The 16,065-nt window shown below is 53.0% G+C and carries 15 protein-coding genes; 5 read left to right on the top strand and 10 right to left on the bottom strand.

Going from position 1 to position 16,065, the window contains the following annotated elements:
- Positions 1 to 107 precede the first annotated feature (107 nt).
- The 3 genes from GmarT_RS10770 to GmarT_RS10780 form a co-directional block, all read right to left on the bottom strand.
- Positions 108 to 1,238: a sialidase family protein gene (locus GmarT_RS10770; protein ID WP_002649331.1), complete on the bottom strand. Its 1,131-nt coding sequence runs from the start codon at positions 1,236 to 1,238 to the stop codon at positions 108 to 110.
- 87 nt (positions 1,239 to 1,325) lie between these two features.
- Complete coding sequence (locus GmarT_RS10775; RefSeq protein WP_002649330.1) at positions 1,326 to 1,751, bottom strand: hypothetical protein; 426 nt, start codon at positions 1,749 to 1,751, stop codon at positions 1,326 to 1,328.
- A gap of 170 nt (positions 1,752 to 1,921) precedes the next feature.
- Positions 1,922 to 2,827 (bottom strand): DUF1559 domain-containing protein, encoded by a 906-nt coding sequence (locus tag GmarT_RS10780; protein WP_002649329.1) that lies wholly within the window; start codon positions 2,825 to 2,827, stop codon positions 1,922 to 1,924.
- A 206-nt stretch (positions 2,828 to 3,033) separates the two neighbouring features.
- Between GmarT_RS10780 and GmarT_RS10785 the strand changes: the two genes are divergently transcribed.
- Complete coding sequence (locus tag GmarT_RS10785; protein WP_002649327.1) at positions 3,034 to 3,738, top strand: GntR family transcriptional regulator; 705 nt, start codon at positions 3,034 to 3,036, stop codon at positions 3,736 to 3,738.
- Between the two features lie 81 nt (positions 3,739 to 3,819).
- Here GmarT_RS10785 and GmarT_RS10790 read toward each other — a convergent pair whose 3' ends face one another.
- Positions 3,820 to 4,263 carry a peptidase associated/transthyretin-like domain-containing protein gene (locus GmarT_RS10790; RefSeq protein ID WP_002649326.1) on the bottom strand — a complete coding sequence of 148 codons (444 nt, stop codon included), beginning with the start codon at positions 4,261 to 4,263 and terminating at the stop codon, positions 3,820 to 3,822.
- Positions 4,264 to 4,488: 225 nt separating this feature from the next.
- Entirely contained in the window at positions 4,489 to 5,442 is a 954-nt protein-coding gene (locus tag GmarT_RS10795) for a DUF1559 domain-containing protein (RefSeq protein ID WP_002649324.1), read from the bottom strand.
- Between the two features lie 438 nt (positions 5,443 to 5,880).
- Between GmarT_RS10795 and GmarT_RS10800 the strand changes: the two genes are divergently transcribed.
- Positions 5,881 to 6,189 carry a cyclic-phosphate processing receiver domain-containing protein gene (locus tag GmarT_RS10800; RefSeq protein ID WP_002649323.1) on the top strand — a complete coding sequence of 103 codons (309 nt, stop codon included), beginning with the start codon at positions 5,881 to 5,883 and terminating at the stop codon, positions 6,187 to 6,189.
- Between the two features lie 123 nt (positions 6,190 to 6,312).
- Here the strand turns inward: GmarT_RS10800 and GmarT_RS10805 are convergent, their stop codons facing one another.
- The 5 genes from GmarT_RS10805 to GmarT_RS10825 all read right to left on the bottom strand — a co-directional run bounded on the left by GmarT_RS10805 (position 6,313) and on the right by GmarT_RS10825 (position 12,485).
- Positions 6,313 to 6,792, bottom strand: coding sequence for a VOC family protein (locus GmarT_RS10805; protein WP_002649322.1), 480 nt, complete (start codon positions 6,790 to 6,792; stop codon positions 6,313 to 6,315).
- A gap of 87 nt (positions 6,793 to 6,879) precedes the next feature.
- Positions 6,880 to 7,128 (bottom strand): helix-turn-helix domain-containing protein, encoded by a 249-nt coding sequence (locus tag GmarT_RS30345; RefSeq protein ID WP_081459636.1) that lies wholly within the window; start codon positions 7,126 to 7,128, stop codon positions 6,880 to 6,882.
- Between the two features lie 748 nt (positions 7,129 to 7,876).
- Entirely contained in the window at positions 7,877 to 8,824 is a 948-nt protein-coding gene (locus tag GmarT_RS10815) for a DUF1559 domain-containing protein (RefSeq protein WP_002649318.1), read from the bottom strand.
- Positions 8,825 to 9,436: 612 nt separating this feature from the next.
- Positions 9,437 to 12,022 carry a DUF4132 domain-containing protein gene (locus GmarT_RS10820; RefSeq protein ID WP_198139455.1) on the bottom strand — a complete coding sequence of 862 codons (2,586 nt, stop codon included), beginning with the start codon at positions 12,020 to 12,022 and terminating at the stop codon, positions 9,437 to 9,439.
- A 64-nt stretch (positions 12,023 to 12,086) separates the two neighbouring features.
- Entirely contained in the window at positions 12,087 to 12,485 is a 399-nt protein-coding gene (locus GmarT_RS10825) for a hypothetical protein (protein ID WP_149302682.1), read from the bottom strand.
- A gap of 994 nt (positions 12,486 to 13,479) precedes the next feature.
- Between GmarT_RS10825 and GmarT_RS10830 the strand changes: the two genes are divergently transcribed.
- From GmarT_RS10830 to GmarT_RS10840, 3 genes are all read left to right on the top strand, one after another.
- A complete protein-coding gene (locus GmarT_RS10830) occupies positions 13,480 to 13,836 on the top strand; it encodes a hypothetical protein (RefSeq protein WP_149302685.1) in 357 nt (118 codons plus the stop codon).
- Between the two features lie 143 nt (positions 13,837 to 13,979).
- Positions 13,980 to 14,903, top strand: coding sequence for a hypothetical protein (locus GmarT_RS10835; protein WP_002648876.1), 924 nt, complete (start codon positions 13,980 to 13,982; stop codon positions 14,901 to 14,903).
- Entirely contained in the window at positions 14,881 to 15,903 is a 1,023-nt protein-coding gene (locus GmarT_RS10840) for a hypothetical protein (RefSeq protein ID WP_002648875.1), read from the top strand. The genes GmarT_RS10835 and GmarT_RS10840 overlap by 23 nt, the downstream gene beginning before the upstream one ends.
- The last annotated feature ends 162 nt before the right edge of the window (positions 15,904 to 16,065 follow it).

Here is a 16,065-nt window from a genome sequence, read left to right on the forward strand (position 1 = left end):
CTGTCAGTTTCCTGTTGTCTGCGACAGCCCCGAATTGCATTCGGGGCTACCCAGGATGTTTTTTGATGCCTTAACTTTCTCTGGTGTGAAGCAGGACTGAAGACTCGCTATTTATCTTCGGGTTTCGATAACTCATCAAGTTTGAACCGTACGGCGACGACGGAGTTTTTGTCTTTGTTATCGCGGTATTTGACATAGGTGGTGGCGACGATGGTGCCATCGGGGAGCAGTTCCACACCGGGATAGCCACAATCACCGGTGCGTCCATGATGATGCAGCAGCTTGACGCGGTACTTGCCATCGCGGCCATTGACGATGTCGTCGTATGTGCCGACCCAGGCAACGAAGTGTCCGCGGCTGGAACTGCCGGGCGCCTGGTCACGGAAGCAGATGACAAGTTGCCCGTCCTGAGTGAAAACCTGTTTGTGACGGTCGCCAGTTAAACCCCAGGGAGTGTCGACCGGTTTAGTCCAGGTGGCGCCTTCGTCGTTGCTGAACATCATCAGGCTATTACCTTTGTGAGTATTTTCGCGCATCAGGCAGCAGAGCTGATTGCCGTCCGGGCTGCGGAAGACACAGGGTTCACAGGGGTTTTTGCCAGCGACTTCGGCGACCACCTGCGGTTTCGACCAGGTGAAGCCGCCATCGGCGGAGATGGTCTGCAGCACGACCAGCGGGGCACGGTCTTTGCCGTCCGGTCCTTTATGATACAGGCCGAGATAGCGACCATCTTTCAGGCGGACCATGCTGCTGAAGGTCATGACGCAGGGGAACCCGAGCGGGGGCATCTCTTTCCAGGTGGCGCCGTTGTCTTCACTCATGATGCTGGGCATCCCGGGGCCACCGCGTTTGCCGAGTGCCGCGGAAAAGACCCAGAGGCGGGCTTTCCCTTTCGAATCAATCATGCGGTAGATACTGGGGCAGTTCTGATGTGTCGAATAACCGGCGGGTAGGCGTTCATCGATGCGGGACCAGGTTTTGCCGCCATCTTCACTTCGAGCCATCGGGCCGGCTGAACCTCCGTGGTTAATGCACCAGACGGCCAGAAGCGTTTTCTGATCGGGCAGCAGTAATGTCGTGGGGTGCCCCTGGTAGACCTGAGGCGTGCCAGCGGCGATAACAGAATGCTGCTCTGTCTGTCCGGAGACATCGATCAAAGGGAGTTTGTCGTCTGCTGAAACCGGGAGTGTATTTGTCATCAGAAATAAAAACGTGAGGAGGGAAAACAGGAGTTTCATGAAATTTCTTTCTCGCTATTCACAGGTAGAGAAATCAGTGTAAGGTTCAAAAGTGTCTTCGTTTGCATGCGTTACATTATGAACATGTCAGGACTTCAGATCAAAGTCTTTCCTGACCGGATCGGAACTGGACTGGATATCGGTTGTCAGTTCTGTTTTCTCATTAAAACGTGCGGGTAAATATTGGGTGGTGGGAATTTCTTCGGGACCGCCGTCCGAAACGATTTTGATTTCCTCCTGCGGACGTTCAGCAGTAATTTTTACCTGGCAGGCACCGATGGGTACGCCTCCCTTATTTTCGACCCGGTATTGTCCCTCTTTGATAATTGCACCGGCCTGGGGCGCTTCTCTGCCGGCTGCCGGGATGAACCAGATTTCGCCTTGTGAGACCGGTTTTCCATCAAAGGTCACGCTTCCTGTGACGATGACACGTTCGGGGCCGGTCGCCTCAGAGCCACAGCCTGAAAAGTTCAGCCCGAGAAATACGCTGGTGATGAATAAGAGTGATTTCATAAGTCGTCACTTTCGTGTGAATATGAGTTTGTTTTGCAGACTGGTGCACCGTGTTCGGAATGCCTGCAGGTGATTTTTGTGCCGGCAACCTGTAGCGACAATGCCGCTCTCGATTACAGAAATCGAGAGCGACACCGTCAGCAGGCACAAGAGTAAGTGGAACACACCTGTTAAGGGAAGCTGACCGCTTCACGGCCTGCACGTGTGGTTAACGATCGCAAGACGCCCGCGTCGATGTTTTCCGAAATAAAATGGACACTGCCGTCACCCATCAGAAAGTGGCAGCCGCCCGTATGCCAGCTTGACGCTTCCTGTGAAGCGAGGGTCCAGGTTCCGTTTCCGGGAGAGGTATGCGGCCCGTTGATGCCACCGGCGGTGTCGATATGGTTGACGACGCTCCAGTGATTGCAATCGAACGAACCCGGCAATCCGCCGGCAACTTCCGCGACAAACAGCGTATTGCTGGAACCGTCAATGACGTCGCGCATTCTGGTATTCGAATTGTTATACAGCATGCCATCTCCGTCGGAACGTCCCCAGTTGGTGGCACATTCCCAGGTTCTGGAGTCAGCGACTCCTGCCATATTGGAACGTCCCAGGTCGTCTTTATTTCCAGGGCCGCCATTGTTGATCCCGCCGGTACGGTTGCAGCGTGGTTCAGACTGGGGATCGGAAGGGCATAAGAAGACATTGATGGTGGCACCAACTGCCTGAATATGATTGGAAGGGGCAACATTATAATTGGTGCTGAAATCGATATTCTTGTAGATCGCGTTTGCTTCCAGAAAAGGAAGAATCATGGCACCCCAGCTATAGCGATAGACGGCATTCTGTGACCAGACCGCGCCGGAGCAGCCCCGCCCTGAATCACGGTGATCCGAAAGCGGGAAAATGGAGTGGGTTTCATGATAATTATGCAGCGCCAGGCCGACCTGCTTGAAATTATTTTTGCAACTGGAACGCCGCGCCGCTTCACGGGCCTGCTGGACGGCGGGGAGCAGGATGGCGATCAGAATGGCGATGATGGCAATTACGACCAGAAGTTCAATCAGTGTAAATCCGCGCTTGATTTTCATGATTTTCTCCAGAGAAGTCAGGGAAATGAAGTAGATGGAAATATCGTATGTCTCTCCCGAAGCTCAGAACTGGTGTGAATCTTTGTGGATTCTGATAAAAAAAGAGACCAGTCTGAAAAACGTTTGACATAATGTGATAACGTGTTATAACATGATGTTACATATTCTCAGCGAAGGAGAATGGTTTGTCAACCGGAAAATGAAAAATGTATGAAGTCACACAGAATCTGGCCGATCGGGCCTATCGTTATATCAAGCAGGAAATGCAGCAGGGGTCACTGGTACCCGGCTCGCAACTGGTGAATCGCAAGCTGGCAGCGGAGATTGGGGTGAGCGTCATCCCGGTTCGGGAAGCGATTCACCGCCTGGTTTCAGAAGGTCTGGTCGAGCATGTTCCCGGCGCAGGCGCCTTTGTACGGAACCCGAATCGCGAGGACCTGGAAGAACTGTATATGCTGCGGGATGCGCTTGAGAGTTGCGCCGCTGCAGAAGCATCGCGGTATATTACGCCGCATCAGCTGGACGATCTTGATGCGATGCTGGACGAGTTCGCTGAAATTCGGGATCTGATCCGCGAGCGGAGTGATGGCCATGCCACTCCGGCCCAGTTTCATCGCTGGCTCGATCTGGAAGAAGCCTTTCATGAGACGGTGATTGACGCCTCGCGGAATCGTCTGATCGCCAAGGTCATTCGCGAACATCGTGCGGTTTCGACGGTATTTGAATCGCAGCGAAACAGTTCGAAAATTCTGACGATTGACCTCGCAGAGAAAACCTGTGACAGCAAAAAAGAGCTGCTGCAGGCGCTGCGTGATGGAAACGGTCCCCTGGCCCGCGAAGTGATGAGTGCCCAGATACAGCGTGGCTGTCGCGATGTGCTGGCATTCCTGAGACAGGAACGGCGTTCCTGAAAAGGTGTCTGCTCTCACACTGCGGGAGGACACACAGGTCCACCCCGCAGTGATTGTGAGATCAAAAATGGTGAAACGCGATTATTTTTTCTTCAAATCGAAGTTGAAGGTGTTTTCGCCGGGTTGGACATCGGCTTCGAGTGTTGTCTTGCTGTTGTATTTCGCCGGAATTTCATTCTCTTCAGTCGTGGTGGGCATGACGGCGTCGTCCCCTTCCATTTCCATCTCATCCTCTTCACCGGAATTGCTGATCATCACGGTATTATGCCCCAGCTTGCAGCCAGGTGTATTGCGGATGTAAATTAATTCATAGGTTCCGGCCACGTCGGTTTTTCCAGTAGCAGGACGGCCACTGTCCGGAGAAAATGTTACGGAAACCCCGGCCAGGGGGCTGCCATCCATGGTGACGGTCCCTTTGACCTGCCCCAGTTCCGGCTGGTCATCTACTCCCCCTCCGCAACCGGCCAGGCTGAAGCTCAGTGCCAGCAGTGTGATTGTCCATAGAGATTCTGTTTTTAATTTCATTATTCTACTCACTCTCTGTTTGAAGTATCAGATCAGGGCTGCTCTCGATTCAGGTGATATTCTGCAATCCGGGGACCGCAATCAGGACAAACAGTTTACTCAACCAGTTCATTACTCAAGTCGCCTGTTTCTAATTGAGAGCGCCTTTTCGAATCAATACGGTGATCCGAATGGAAAAGAACTGCGTCGCTGTGTATGGCGACGCAGTTCGAATCGCGGTGTGTCTTAGTAGTCAGCGCCTAATGTTTCCCGTTTGGCTCTGGTGCTGAGGGCCCGGTACAGGGTCATGTCGATGTTCTCGGAGAGAAATTTCACTCTGCCGTCACCAAACACGAAGTGGGCACCACCGGTGTGATAGCTGCCGGCGGCTTCTTCGCCGTAGGAGTTGATCGGGTCGTTGCTCTCCGCAGCGATCAGGTATTCCGTCATTTCAGTAGGCGGGTTGCTGTCGGCTCCGTTAGAGAAGCAGTGCTTGCGGTCGCTGCCACCACCACCCAGCATGTCGGCATCTCCGCCCGAGTCAATCACTTCGCTGACGAAGATGGTATTGGAGAGGCCATCGGTGACATCGCGGAAGGCGACGCTACTGCTGATATAGAAGACGCCGTCGCCGCCCATGCAGCCACCTGTTGCAGCCATGCCGGCGGCAGTGGTAATACCACCACTATAGCAATCGTCTCCCGAGCTGCCGATCAGCGTGCCCATGTTGCCATTGTAATTGGAAGGAGAGTATCCGTTCTTCTGGACTCCCTTGGTCACATCAGGCTGGGAAGGACACCAGAAGACGGACAGGACTGTCTGCCCGGCCAGTTGTTGCTTGGGATCATTGACCCCGCCGGATTCGGCCCCCATCCCGCTGGAATCTGGTCCCTGAATGGCATCGTACAGGTTGGCCTGATCGAGATAAGGCAGCAAACTGGCATGCCAGGTCCAGCCATGACCATTATAAGTATCACCGGCAGCGTTGAGCAGCACAATACTCCCTGGTGGCAGCGAGCTGAAGGCTTCATGATAATTGTGGATCGCCAGACCGATCTGCTTAATGTTGTTTTTGCATGTGTTGCGACGGGCAGCTTCTCGTGCCTGCTGGACCGCAGGCAACAGCAGGGCAATCAGAATCGCAATAATTGCGATGACCACCAGTAACTCAATCAAAGTGAACCCTCTTCGATTTTTCATAAAAACCTCTTCTTAAAAAATTGTTTAGCAGGAACGTGTACTGGAAAAAATAAAGATATTACGTGCTGATGGAATTCTTCTGTTAAATCAGAAATGGGTATTAACTGACGGGAAGAAATGCCTTTGAGAATGCTCCCCGTGATTGACTAAAAAGAATTCTCATTCGACATGTTTGGCGGGATTCTAATCCTGCCATGTGAATACATTGTGAAGAATGTGTGATCTTAGAAAGAGTTAAACTGATACTTATGTGATGTTATTCAGTTAAGAAACAATGAATAATTTCGTGATGTGACTTCATAGTCCGGTTGAGAGATTATTTTTCGCGAACTATTCGCCGAGCTGACGTGTCCGAGTTACGAAAAGAACTGAAATTCAGGGATCTGCAGAAATCAGGCAGGATTCATTGATTCTTAATGCGAAATACAAGGAAAGATCATGAAAGTCTATCTGGACGACGAACGAACGGCGCCGCCCGGCTGGCAACAGGTACGCTGGCCGGAAGAAGCGATTCAATTTTTAAAGACCGGCGTTGTAGAAGAGATCAGTCTCGATCACGATCTGGGCGATGACGCGCGTGGTACGGGCTACGATGTGTTGCTCTGGATTGAAGAGGCGGTCGTCACGTGTGACTTTGATCCTCCCGTTATTCAGGTGCACACTGCCAATCCGCCGGCGCGCAATCGCATGATCGCTGCCGTCCGAACAATTCAACGTCTGACGGAGTGTTGCTGCGGCGCAGACTGAAATGATTTTCAAAACGCAGAGGGCTCCCTGTGGCTGCCGGTAAAATCAGCTGCTTTGATTTTATCCCGGGATGCCCCTGCCGTTTTTGTTGTCAGGGTTGATTGAGTATTTTGTTGAATGGAATCAGCACTCCTGATCACCTTCCTCAAACATGGCGTTGAAGCGACGCTGCATTTCTGCTGGTGTGACCTTTTCGATTTCCGAACCAAGCAGCCATTCATGACCGAACGGATCGCGAATTTTCGCCGCGCGTTCTCCATAGAACTGGTCCGCGGGTTCCATGATCAGCGTGGCGCCGGCCTGGACAGCCTGCTGCGTCATGGCGTCGACATCCTGCACGTGGAGATGAATCGCAGAACCGGTCAGCGCGGATTCGGCGGGCGCATGGATGCCGTATTCTGGGTACTCATCCGAAACCATGATGGTGGCTGCACCGAATTTGAGTTCCGCATGGCCGATCCGTCCGCCGGGCTCTGTCAGACGAAAATCCTCGACCGCTTCGAAGGCCTGCTGGTAGAAATCGATGGCAGCGGCAGCGTCCCGGGTCCGCAGGTAAGGAAAGACTTCATGGATCTGGTTTGCGTCAGGATTGCTGTTGGTCATCGTTTCAATTCCTGTATCGGGTCGGGTGAAGTTTTAAGACGTCAACCAGTCTACTCTGAAGGAAGTGGCTTGTATTGGAAAAAATGATTACCCAGAGCCTGGCAGCATATGGTTTTTCCGATCCGGGGCGACCGGTCTGGATTCCGGCGGTGTGACACCCGTAAAATCTCGGAATTCATGAATCAGATGGGACTGGTCGTAATAACCGTTCTCGAGAGCCAATTTGCCCCAGGGGATCTGTTCGCCGCTGACAATCTGATCCAGGACGGACTGAAAACGCTGAATGCGGAAATACGGTTTGGGGGTGAGTCCGACCGAATTCTGGAACTGCCGAATGAAACGCTGGTTAGCGACAGACTGATTCGCTGCATTGTATGCTACTGCGAAGCGGGAGTTCGTTCCACCGGGTGTCTCCTGAGTTCCGCAGGGGGCGAACCGAAGTCAGCCCGCGTCTCTACCAAAAAAATTTCCCCCCATTCCTGCGTTCAAAGAACAGCAAAAACGGGGGGCTGAAAGTCTGCCTTGGAGTCAGGCAGCAAGATTATTTCTTCTTGCTGGTTTTCCCTTTGGCAGTTTTGGTTGTTGGCTCAACAGTTTTGCCAGTTTGCTTTTTGGCACCTTGCCCAATCTTAGAAGTAGATTTGGCCATCACTCGTTCTCCAGTAATAAGGAGGTTAAGAAACAGGTATGAACTAAGATATTCATATCGACGCGTAAATTACCAATCTTTGCAGAATTTGAAATATCAGAGTTCACAATTTTTAAATATTTGCGAAGAATATTTTCAGATAGTCTTTTCGCGGCGTTCTCTCGAGGCATCACAGCAACGACGTAGTGTCGCTGTCGGTGATTGTGAGAGTTACGCTCCCCTGCTCTGTTCCCGCTTTCGCTGATGGAAAAATCGGCGACTGGTCCTGGCATGGGAGCATCGAAAATCTGCCAGAGTGTTCGAGTGATGAGAGGCAGCAATCCCGTTCTGCGAAAGCAAAAACGGGCGGACTTGAGTGTCCGCCCGCGTGGCTGATTGACCGGAGTGAGGATGGTTTCCGTTTGCTCCGGCGTCCTGTTTTTATGCTATTTCAGCTTAAAAATCAGGTCCCAGCGTTTCCCGCTTGGCCCTGGTGCTGATGGCCCTGTAGAGGGTCATGTCCATGTTTTCGGAGAGAAAGCGAACGCGGCCATCGCCGAACACGAACTGCGCACCACCGGTGTGATAGCTGCCGGCTGCTTCTTCTGCATAGCCGTTGATCGGGTCGTTACTTTCAGCGGCGATCAGGTATTCGCTCATCTCTGTCGGCGGGTTGCTGTCGGCGCCGCCTGAGAAACAGTGCTTGCGGTCACTGCCGCCACCACCCAGTCGATCGGCGTCTCCCCCCGAGTCAATCACTTCACTGACGAAGATGGTGTTGGAGAGACCGTCAGTGACATCACGGAACGCGACGCTACTGCTGATGAAGAAGATACCGTCAGCGCCCATACATCCACCCTTGGCAGCCATCTGGGCGGGCGTGGTAATCGAGCCGCCGTAGCAGTTATCTCCTGAGTTACCGATGAGCGTACCCATGTTGCCATTATAGTTGGAGGGAGAGTATCCCCCTTTTTGTACGCCGGTGGTCACATCGGGTTGTGAAGGGCACCAGAAGACGGAGAGCACGGTCTGACCTGCCAACTGCTGTTTGGCGCTGGTGGTACTTCCTGATTCGGCGCCCATGCCACTGGAGTCAGGACCCTGGATCTGGTCATACATATTCGCCTGGTCGAGATAAGGCAGGATGCTGGCGTGCCAGGTCCAGCCATGACCGTAGTATTTGGTACCGTTGTAGTAAACAATGCTGCCCGAGGGCAGAGATTTGAAACTGGAGTGGTAGTTGTGTAATGCCAGCCCGATCTGTTTCAGGTTGTTTTTACAGCTGTTGCGGCGAGCGGCTTCCCGGGCCTGCTGGACCGCCGGTAAGAGCAGTGCAATCAGGATCGCAATAATGGCGATCACGACCAATAGTTCAATTAATGTGAATCCTTTTCGATTCTTCATTCGTCTCCCCCTTGAAAGAATTAAGTATGCAGGAACATGCAGTGAAAGAAAAAAGCTGGTTGAGATGGAATCGGTCTGTCTTATAAACAGACTGGTATATTGCTATCTGGAAGAGTCATCATTGATGAGCGTTTCCAGCAGTTAAAGATTGATGAGACGAGTTCTCGTTTGACGGGTGTGCCGGGAGTCTACAGCAGAATTGTGAAGGTTTTGTGAGGGGAGTGTGATGTTATTAAGGGGTAAGCGAGCACTGATGTAACTCTTTATGGTTAAGAGTTTATGAATAATGGAGGGCTGGTTTTTAAACTGTGATTTCCGGAGGCGATTTCAGGTGATCAAATCCTCTGGCAGACGTGATTTCCTGTTAGGAGAGCCTGAAAAAACAGGGGTTTGTGGAATCACGATACGGTTCATTGAATCTTAATGAGAAGCACAGGAAAAATTCATTTAAGATGGTTTTGAGAGCGCGGAACGGCCTGGTGGGAAGTGGGCCGGATCGGATAATTTATGAATTTTTTGTGGATCGAAAAGAAAAAACGAATCCTGTTCAGTCTCCGGGGGTTCTTCCCGGCTCTCCAGGTGATCAAATGAGATTCCGCTCCCCTGCTCTGCTCAGGTTCTGGCTTGGATCTGACTGACGATGGTCGGGTCTTTGATTTTAGTATCGTCTGCCAGCAGAAAGGCTTTGCTGAGAATGATCGACAGCATCTTATCCCCTTCAAATGGTAGGAACAGGTTGTTCGTGCTTTTATCGGCCATCGACTGATTGGGGACGATGCAGAGATAAGCGTCGTGAGGCGACATCAGAATGTTCCCGCTCCCCAGGTGGATTTTGTAGGTGTGCAGTGTTCCCTGGACGAGCAGAAATTTCTCTTTGAAGGAACACTGGCTGGCGATTTTGAGTCGCGGGACGAGTCGCTGCAGGATCTCTTTACGGGTCTGGGCGGTCTCAGTCAGCTCGCCGAATGAGTAGCTTTGCCAGTAATCGACGTAACGTCCTTCCGGTCCGCCGTCGGACCAGGTGGGATCATTGGCGACGGAAGCGACGCCGACAAACAGGTCAACATCGCGCATCAGTTCGCTGAAAACCAGTGGCGGGATCTCTTCCAGGTTGATCGGATTGTCGTTCCCCTGCTCTCCCCAGGTGCCATAACCGCCTCCACCGGCGTGGGACACCCGCGCGGCTGCTTCCAGTGGATAAAAGCGGACCTGGTCCGTCGCGAGATAGAGGTATGTCCCCGCATCATTGGTGTCGACTCCGTAATTGTCGCCGATCCCTTCCACCCAGAATTCCGCCCGCAGGTTCCATTTGGGGAGCAGTTTTCTGGCCGGGAGATAGAAGTCATCGACCATCAGCCGCAACTGGTTTTTCCAGCCCCGGGCACCGCAGAGGGCATTGAACTGGTGCTGTTTGATGATATGAGCCGCATAGCGGTTGGAATAGATGCCTGTATTCCGTTCCGCGTCGGTCAGCAGGTAGACTTCCCGGTGTGCCTGTTTGAAGGGCTGCTGAATTTTGTGTTCTTCCAGCCAGTCGCGCCAGGCAATGATCTCCTCGGTCGCATGTTCAATCGGGTGCCAGAGTGTGACGGTTGTGGTGGCAGTCAGGTTTTCTATGGGGGTGCTGCTGCGATCAACCAGTTGACCGTCGAGCCAGATGCCGTCGACGACGTCGTCACCTGATTTGAAACTCCAGATGATCCGCCGGGCCAGCGTGCCGACCAGGGGGTGATCGAGATACCGTTCTTTCCAGATCTCGAACGGCCAGACTTTCTGTTCCAGGAACAGGTTGTCGATGCGTTCGCGCTGGGCGGGGAGCATCTTCTGGATGTCCCTGGCACCCGCTTTGAGTTCTTTCAGCTCCTCGGGGAAGTCTTTCTTGACGGCTGCGGGAACCGATTTTTGCGGTTTACCGTCTGCTTTGAGCCATGTGAGTTGCGTCGTTGTAGTGCCGGTGATGGTGAGCTGGGCGGTGAAGTCGCCTAATGGCTCTTCGAGCTGGCCGACCTCTGTCAGACCGTAAGCGGGCACGCCCATTTCTTCGATCTCTTCCCGGGGCACCTGCATGCGTTCGGCGGTTTCGTTGAGTGCTTTTTCGATCCCCTTCTGGGCGGTGCCGAACTTGACCTTCACCTTCAGGAATGCCAGTTGACCGAGCGCCGTCTCATTGGAAATCTGTCCCAACGCCCAGACACAGGCGTTGCCCACCTTAATGGCGCGGGGACCGACGCCGGGAACTTTCTTGTAGGTGGAAATCGCCAGTGCAGCCAGAGCGCGAGCCAGTCGAGGATCATCGGTCAGGCTGCAGCACCAGGCGAGGCCTTTGAGGGTATCGGTGTGAATGTCGATGAGCATCATATTCGGGTCGGGACCCCAGCGGCGGGGATTCAAAGACTGTGTGCGGGGCTTGTCGACCAGGGGGAACCACTCCAGCAGAGTGTTGGTGAATTGTTCTTCGCCGATCTCGCCAACCAGGGGTGTGGCTGTCTTCACCCATTTAGCGGAGGGCTTGCCGGCCGAAGCGGTCTGGCAGTGCGAGAGTAAGGCCCCCCACGCATTTTGCAAAGGGCCGGGCATCTCTGCACTGTCGGCCAGGGCTCTGTCCGACCAGGCTTCCCCCGCTTTGAGCGGAAACCGGGTATGATTGTCACTGAGAGCCTGCAGTGTTCTGATGAGCGGGAAGACTTCCTCGTCCTTTAATTTGAGCAGAGCTTCTGCCAGTCCGGACAGTGATTGTTTGAGCTGGTGGTCTGGCTGTTCTTCGGATTTATCCAGATAACCTTTGATGCGCTTGACGAACGCTTTTATGTGAGGATGACTCCACTCGTCGTGGGCCCTGGTGCAGGCACAGCAATCTGCCAGCCAGGCATATTCGGGCATGGTGAAGGGGAGATTGCGACTGATCAGCCGGGCTGCAACGTGGACAGGCACTTTAGAATACTCAGGTCTCTGCTCTGGCAGTGAATCATAAATTTGTTGGAAGTTCTCGGGCCAGATGTTGTTGTAGCGGTCGTCGTAGCCCAGATACCTCAGACCGAACGCCAGAAAGATAAAATCACGCTGGACGTCTTTCTGCTCTGCCATGATCTCTTCCACGCAGGAGAGACTGGCAATTTCTGAGAAGTCGCAGACCTCTTTGTTTTCTGTGGCGATCAGTAACTTTCGATAGAGTTCATCAGCGCGGGAAGAGTATTGCATGGGTGTACTGTCAGTTCCGGGGTGAGGGGCAGCGGGTGAACGGTCGGTCGAGCGAGTGTAGCGATCAGCCACCCACGAGCAGCGTCAGCTTCAGGAACGACACTTCCGATTGCGGCGTGATCTTGATCTCTTCGTCCAATGATTCGGCCTGCCGCTCGTTCACCAGAATCAGGATCTGGTTCCGTTCGAAGGCTTCGACGGCTTTAGCGAACTGCTCGTGCCAGTCGATCTCGCGACTTTTTTTCAGCTTGAAGCCATTGAGGGTTTCTTCGGTATCCGTGGGCTGGATCAGTCCCCGGAAATGCTCAGTCTGCTTTGCGTTAAAATCTTTGACTTCCTGGTAGACGCGGCTGCGGATCAGTTCGCGTACGGTGATGTTTTCCGTCAGGAATTCGAGCGTGATTTCGCCGGTAATTTTCCCGGCCATGGTTTCATCACGAATGGTCAAAGTGGTCGCAGACATGAAGGTTCCCTTCTATAAAGCTCAAGAAGAACAGAATAGTCTTACTGTGCGATTGTACTCTGGTCGGATTTCGGATGCCAGTCTTGCTTCTGCCGGAAAGTCTGATTCATTTGATCTTCATCTTTCTACCACGAAAAGTACGAAATGACACGAACGTTTCTGACCGCTGAGATCACAAACCCGGGGTGGTCCCGGATGTCATCCGGGACGAGCGAAGCGAGCAGGAGGTCTCAACTGCCGGTGACGAATGTTTCGGGAAAAGAGCAATCGGTCTGCAGGAGAGAATCAGGTCAGTCGTTTCTTAATCTCTCGATTTCTCTGTTACCTCCTGTTGCCTGCGGCAACCTCGAATTCCATTCGAGGCCACCCGGAGAGAATTGACAGGTTCTCTTTTTTCTACCACGAAAAATTCGAAATGACACGAAAGTATCTGACCGGTGAAATTACAAACCCGGGGTGGTCCCGGATGCAATCCGGGACGAGCGGAGCGAGCAGGAGGTCTCAGCTGCCGGTGACGAACGTTGTGGGATGAGAGCGATCTGCCTGCGGAAGCAAGTCAGGTCAGTTGTTTCTCAGTTGATTGATTTCCCTGCGACCTCCTGTTGCCTGCGGCAACCTCGAATTACATTCGAGGCCACCCGGAGAGAATTGACAGGTTCTCTATTTCTACCACGAAAAGTACGAAAAGACACGAAAGTATCTGACCGGTGAGATCACAAACCCGGGGTGGTCCCGGATGTAATCCGGGACGAGCAGAGCGAGCAGGAGGTCCCAGTTGCCGGTGACGAACGTTGTGGGAAACGAGGAATTAGCTTGCGGGAGAGAATCAGGTAAGTGGTTTCTTAATCTCTCGATTTCTCTGTTACCTCCTGTTGTCTGCGACAACCTCGAATTCCATTCGAGGCCACCCAGGGAGAATAGACAGGTTCTCTTTTTTTCTACCTCGAAAGTCACGAAAAACACGAAAACTGACAGTAGCGAAATGGACGTGTTGATGATGGATTTTCATTTGTCTGCAAGACTGATTGGAAACAATCGTGTGCATCGTCTAATCTGGAGATCGCCTCGCCAGTTGCTCAAATTGAAGCTGCTTTCATTCAGGGAGTTCATTGTGGAAGTCCGTCGTAAACGGGAACTCTATTCCATCGGCAGTATGATTCTGCTGTTGATTGTCTGGCTGCTGGTGTGGTCGATTCAGTTTGAATTGATCTATCCGCAACTCCCCTTCTGGTCGCGCTGGGTTACCGGCGATCCCCTGGATGTTCTCTGGTACTGCGTGGGAGCTGCGATCAGTTCACTCTGGTGGTGGTTTTATTATCAGAGACGGCTGGCAACACAGGCTGCTGGCTGATGCAGAACGACTGTTTTTTCAGCGAGTAGATGCTGTTTGACTATACAGGTGTTGCATGCGGGGGCATGCTGGCGTTAATATAGTGAATCAGCGCTGACACATTCCTAGAAGACCTGATACAGACAGTTACGAGGACAAATCCCATGACCGGCATGATTTCCAAAGCGAGACAAACAGTAATCCTATGGGGAATTCTGCTCGTCTGCGGAACGGCAACCGTGCAGGCGGCGGAACCGATCTGTGTCTGGGAAGTGGTCACCACGTATCGCACTTATCTGGATGACGGGCGGATGACGCTGATGTCAGACGGAAAGTCTGACAAGGGACTCTCCTGGACGATTATTCGTGATTCCGTTGACTTCGGTAGAGAAGGCAAAGCCGTGCGGCGTGCAGACGGAACATTTTTCAAAGGGAACTGGATTGGCGGCTGGCACCTGAATGCCCGCGTCATCATGAATAACGCCATCATCAAGTCGGAATATGTTGCTCCCGAAACCATGCCTAAGGATGCGGGCGAAAGTCTGATCGGCACAAAACCGGCGCCGGGTCTGCAGGATTCGATTGTCGACCTGTGGGAGTTTGTTGCGATACTGCCGGGGACAAACAGATTTATCAGGCTGACCTGTGACTTCACGCCGAACAAACTGGTATTGGACGGCGATCGGAAGATCGGGACGTATGAATTTCAGAAATCAGCGGTGGTGGTCAACTTCATCGACCCGCAATTTGGTCGCATCGTGTTTGCAGAGAAACCCGACAACGTCCTTTCGGGCAAAGGGAAAGCGGTGAACCGCAAACGCTGGGAACTGCAGTTTACCCGCGTGCAGCGACAGGCCGTCTATAAGACTGCCGACAATAAGGACTTTATTCTCTACACCAACCATCGTGTGAATTCGCCGCGTTATACGCCGGACTACTATACGACGTTTAACTGGTATTTCTACACAGAGGGAGGGACACGACGACTCGCGTGCCAAAGCGGCGACGCCACGCTTTCCGCCGGCGGACGGGAGCTCACCTGGTCGGGCCAGAAGATGATCCTGATTGCAGGCGTCCCGCCTCGATAAGAAACCGGAGACGCGCCTCTCCGGATTGAAATCCCAGACTCAAAACCTGTATCAGACTACAAAGAGAACCGAACCAATGACCGGCATGATTTCCAGAGCAAGACAGACGTGTATCCTATGGGGAATTCTGCTCGTCTGTGGAACGGCAACTGAGCAGGCGGCGGAACCGGTCTGTGTGTGGGAAGTGGTTACCACGTATCGCAAGCACCTGACTGACGGGCGTCTCACGCTGATGTCGGATGGCAAGACGGATAAGGGACTCCCCTGGACTCTGATCCGCGATACCGTCGATTTCGGCCAGGAGGGCAAAGCCGATCCGCGTGCGGGCGGCGCGTTTTATAAAGGGAACTGGGTCGGCGGCTGGAACATTGATGCACGCGTCATCATGAATAACGCCACGCTCAAGACGGAAATCGTCGCGCCGGAAACGATGCCCAAGGAAGCCGGGGAAAGTATGATTGGTACCAAACCCGCGCCTGGCCTGCAGGATTCGATTGTCGATGTCTGGGAGTTCGTGGCGATCCTGCCGGGAACGAACAGTTTCATCAGGCTGACCTGCGACTTCACACCCAACAAACTGGTGATGGACGGCGACCGTAAAATCGGTACGTACGAATTTCAGAAGTCGGCGGTGGTGGTGAACTTCGTCGACCCGCAGTTTGGCAGCGTTGTGTTTGCAGAGAAGCCGGACAACGTGCTTTCGGGAAAAGGGAAAGCGGTGAACCGCAAACGCTGGGACCTGCAGTTTACCCGCGTGCAGCGACTGGCCATCTATCGCTCCCAGGATAATAAGGATCTGGTGCTGTATACGAATAATCGTGCGCATGCCCCGCGTTACACACCTCATTACCAGACGACCTTTAACTGGTATTTTACCCAGGTCGGGAGACAGAAGAAGCTGATGATTCGCGGTCTGGAAGCAAAACAGTCCGCCGGCGGTCGCAAGCTGACCTGGTACAAAGAAGACTTGGTCCTCATCGCCGGCGTCCCGCTCAGGTAACATCGCAATGGTTCCCCACCCGGCGAAAATTGTCAGGTACTCTTTTTTCTACCACGAACAGCACGAAATGACACGAACGTTTCTGACTGGTGAGATCACAAACCAGGGGTGGTCGCGGATGTAATCCGGGACGAGCGGAGCGAGCAGGAGGTCTCAGCTGCC

Source organism: Gimesia maris (genome assembly GCF_008298035.1).
Lineage (GTDB): Bacteria > Planctomycetota > Planctomycetia > Planctomycetales > Planctomycetaceae > Gimesia > Gimesia maris.

Excerpts from the sequence above, each read along its gene's own strand:
- GmarT_RS10775 (WP_002649330.1), bottom strand. The coding sequence starts at position 1,751 with ATGAAATCACTCTTATTCATCACCAGCGTATTTCTCGGGCTGAACTTT.
- GmarT_RS10825 (WP_149302682.1), bottom strand. The coding sequence starts at position 12,485 with ATGTCTGCGACCACTTTGACCATTCGTGATGAAACCATGGCCGGGAAA.
- GmarT_RS10780 (WP_002649329.1), bottom strand. The coding sequence starts at position 2,827 with ATGAAAATCAAGCGCGGATTTACACTGATTGAACTTCTGGTCGTAATT.
- GmarT_RS10795 (WP_002649324.1), bottom strand. The coding sequence starts at position 5,442 with ATGAAAAATCGAAGAGGGTTCACTTTGATTGAGTTACTGGTGGTCATC.
- GmarT_RS10835 (WP_002648876.1), top strand. The coding sequence starts at position 13,980 with ATGACCGGCATGATTTCCAAAGCGAGACAAACAGTAATCCTATGGGGA.
- GmarT_RS10785 (WP_002649327.1), top strand. The coding sequence starts at position 3,034 with ATGTATGAAGTCACACAGAATCTGGCCGATCGGGCCTATCGTTATATC.
- GmarT_RS10790 (WP_002649326.1), bottom strand. The coding sequence starts at position 4,263 with ATGAAATTAAAAACAGAATCTCTATGGACAATCACACTGCTGGCACTG.
- GmarT_RS10820 (WP_198139455.1), bottom strand. The coding sequence starts at position 12,022 with ATGCAATACTCTTCCCGCGCTGATGAACTCTATCGAAAGTTACTGATC.
- GmarT_RS10805 (WP_002649322.1), bottom strand. The coding sequence starts at position 6,792 with ATGACCAACAGCAATCCTGACGCAAACCAGATCCATGAAGTCTTTCCT.
- GmarT_RS10830 (WP_149302685.1), top strand. The coding sequence starts at position 13,480 with ATGATGGATTTTCATTTGTCTGCAAGACTGATTGGAAACAATCGTGTG.
- GmarT_RS10770 (WP_002649331.1), bottom strand. The coding sequence starts at position 1,238 with ATGAAACTCCTGTTTTCCCTCCTCACGTTTTTATTTCTGATGACAAAT.
- GmarT_RS10815 (WP_002649318.1), bottom strand. The coding sequence starts at position 8,824 with ATGAAGAATCGAAAAGGATTCACATTAATTGAACTATTGGTCGTGATC.
- GmarT_RS10800 (WP_002649323.1), top strand. The coding sequence starts at position 5,881 with ATGAAAGTCTATCTGGACGACGAACGAACGGCGCCGCCCGGCTGGCAA.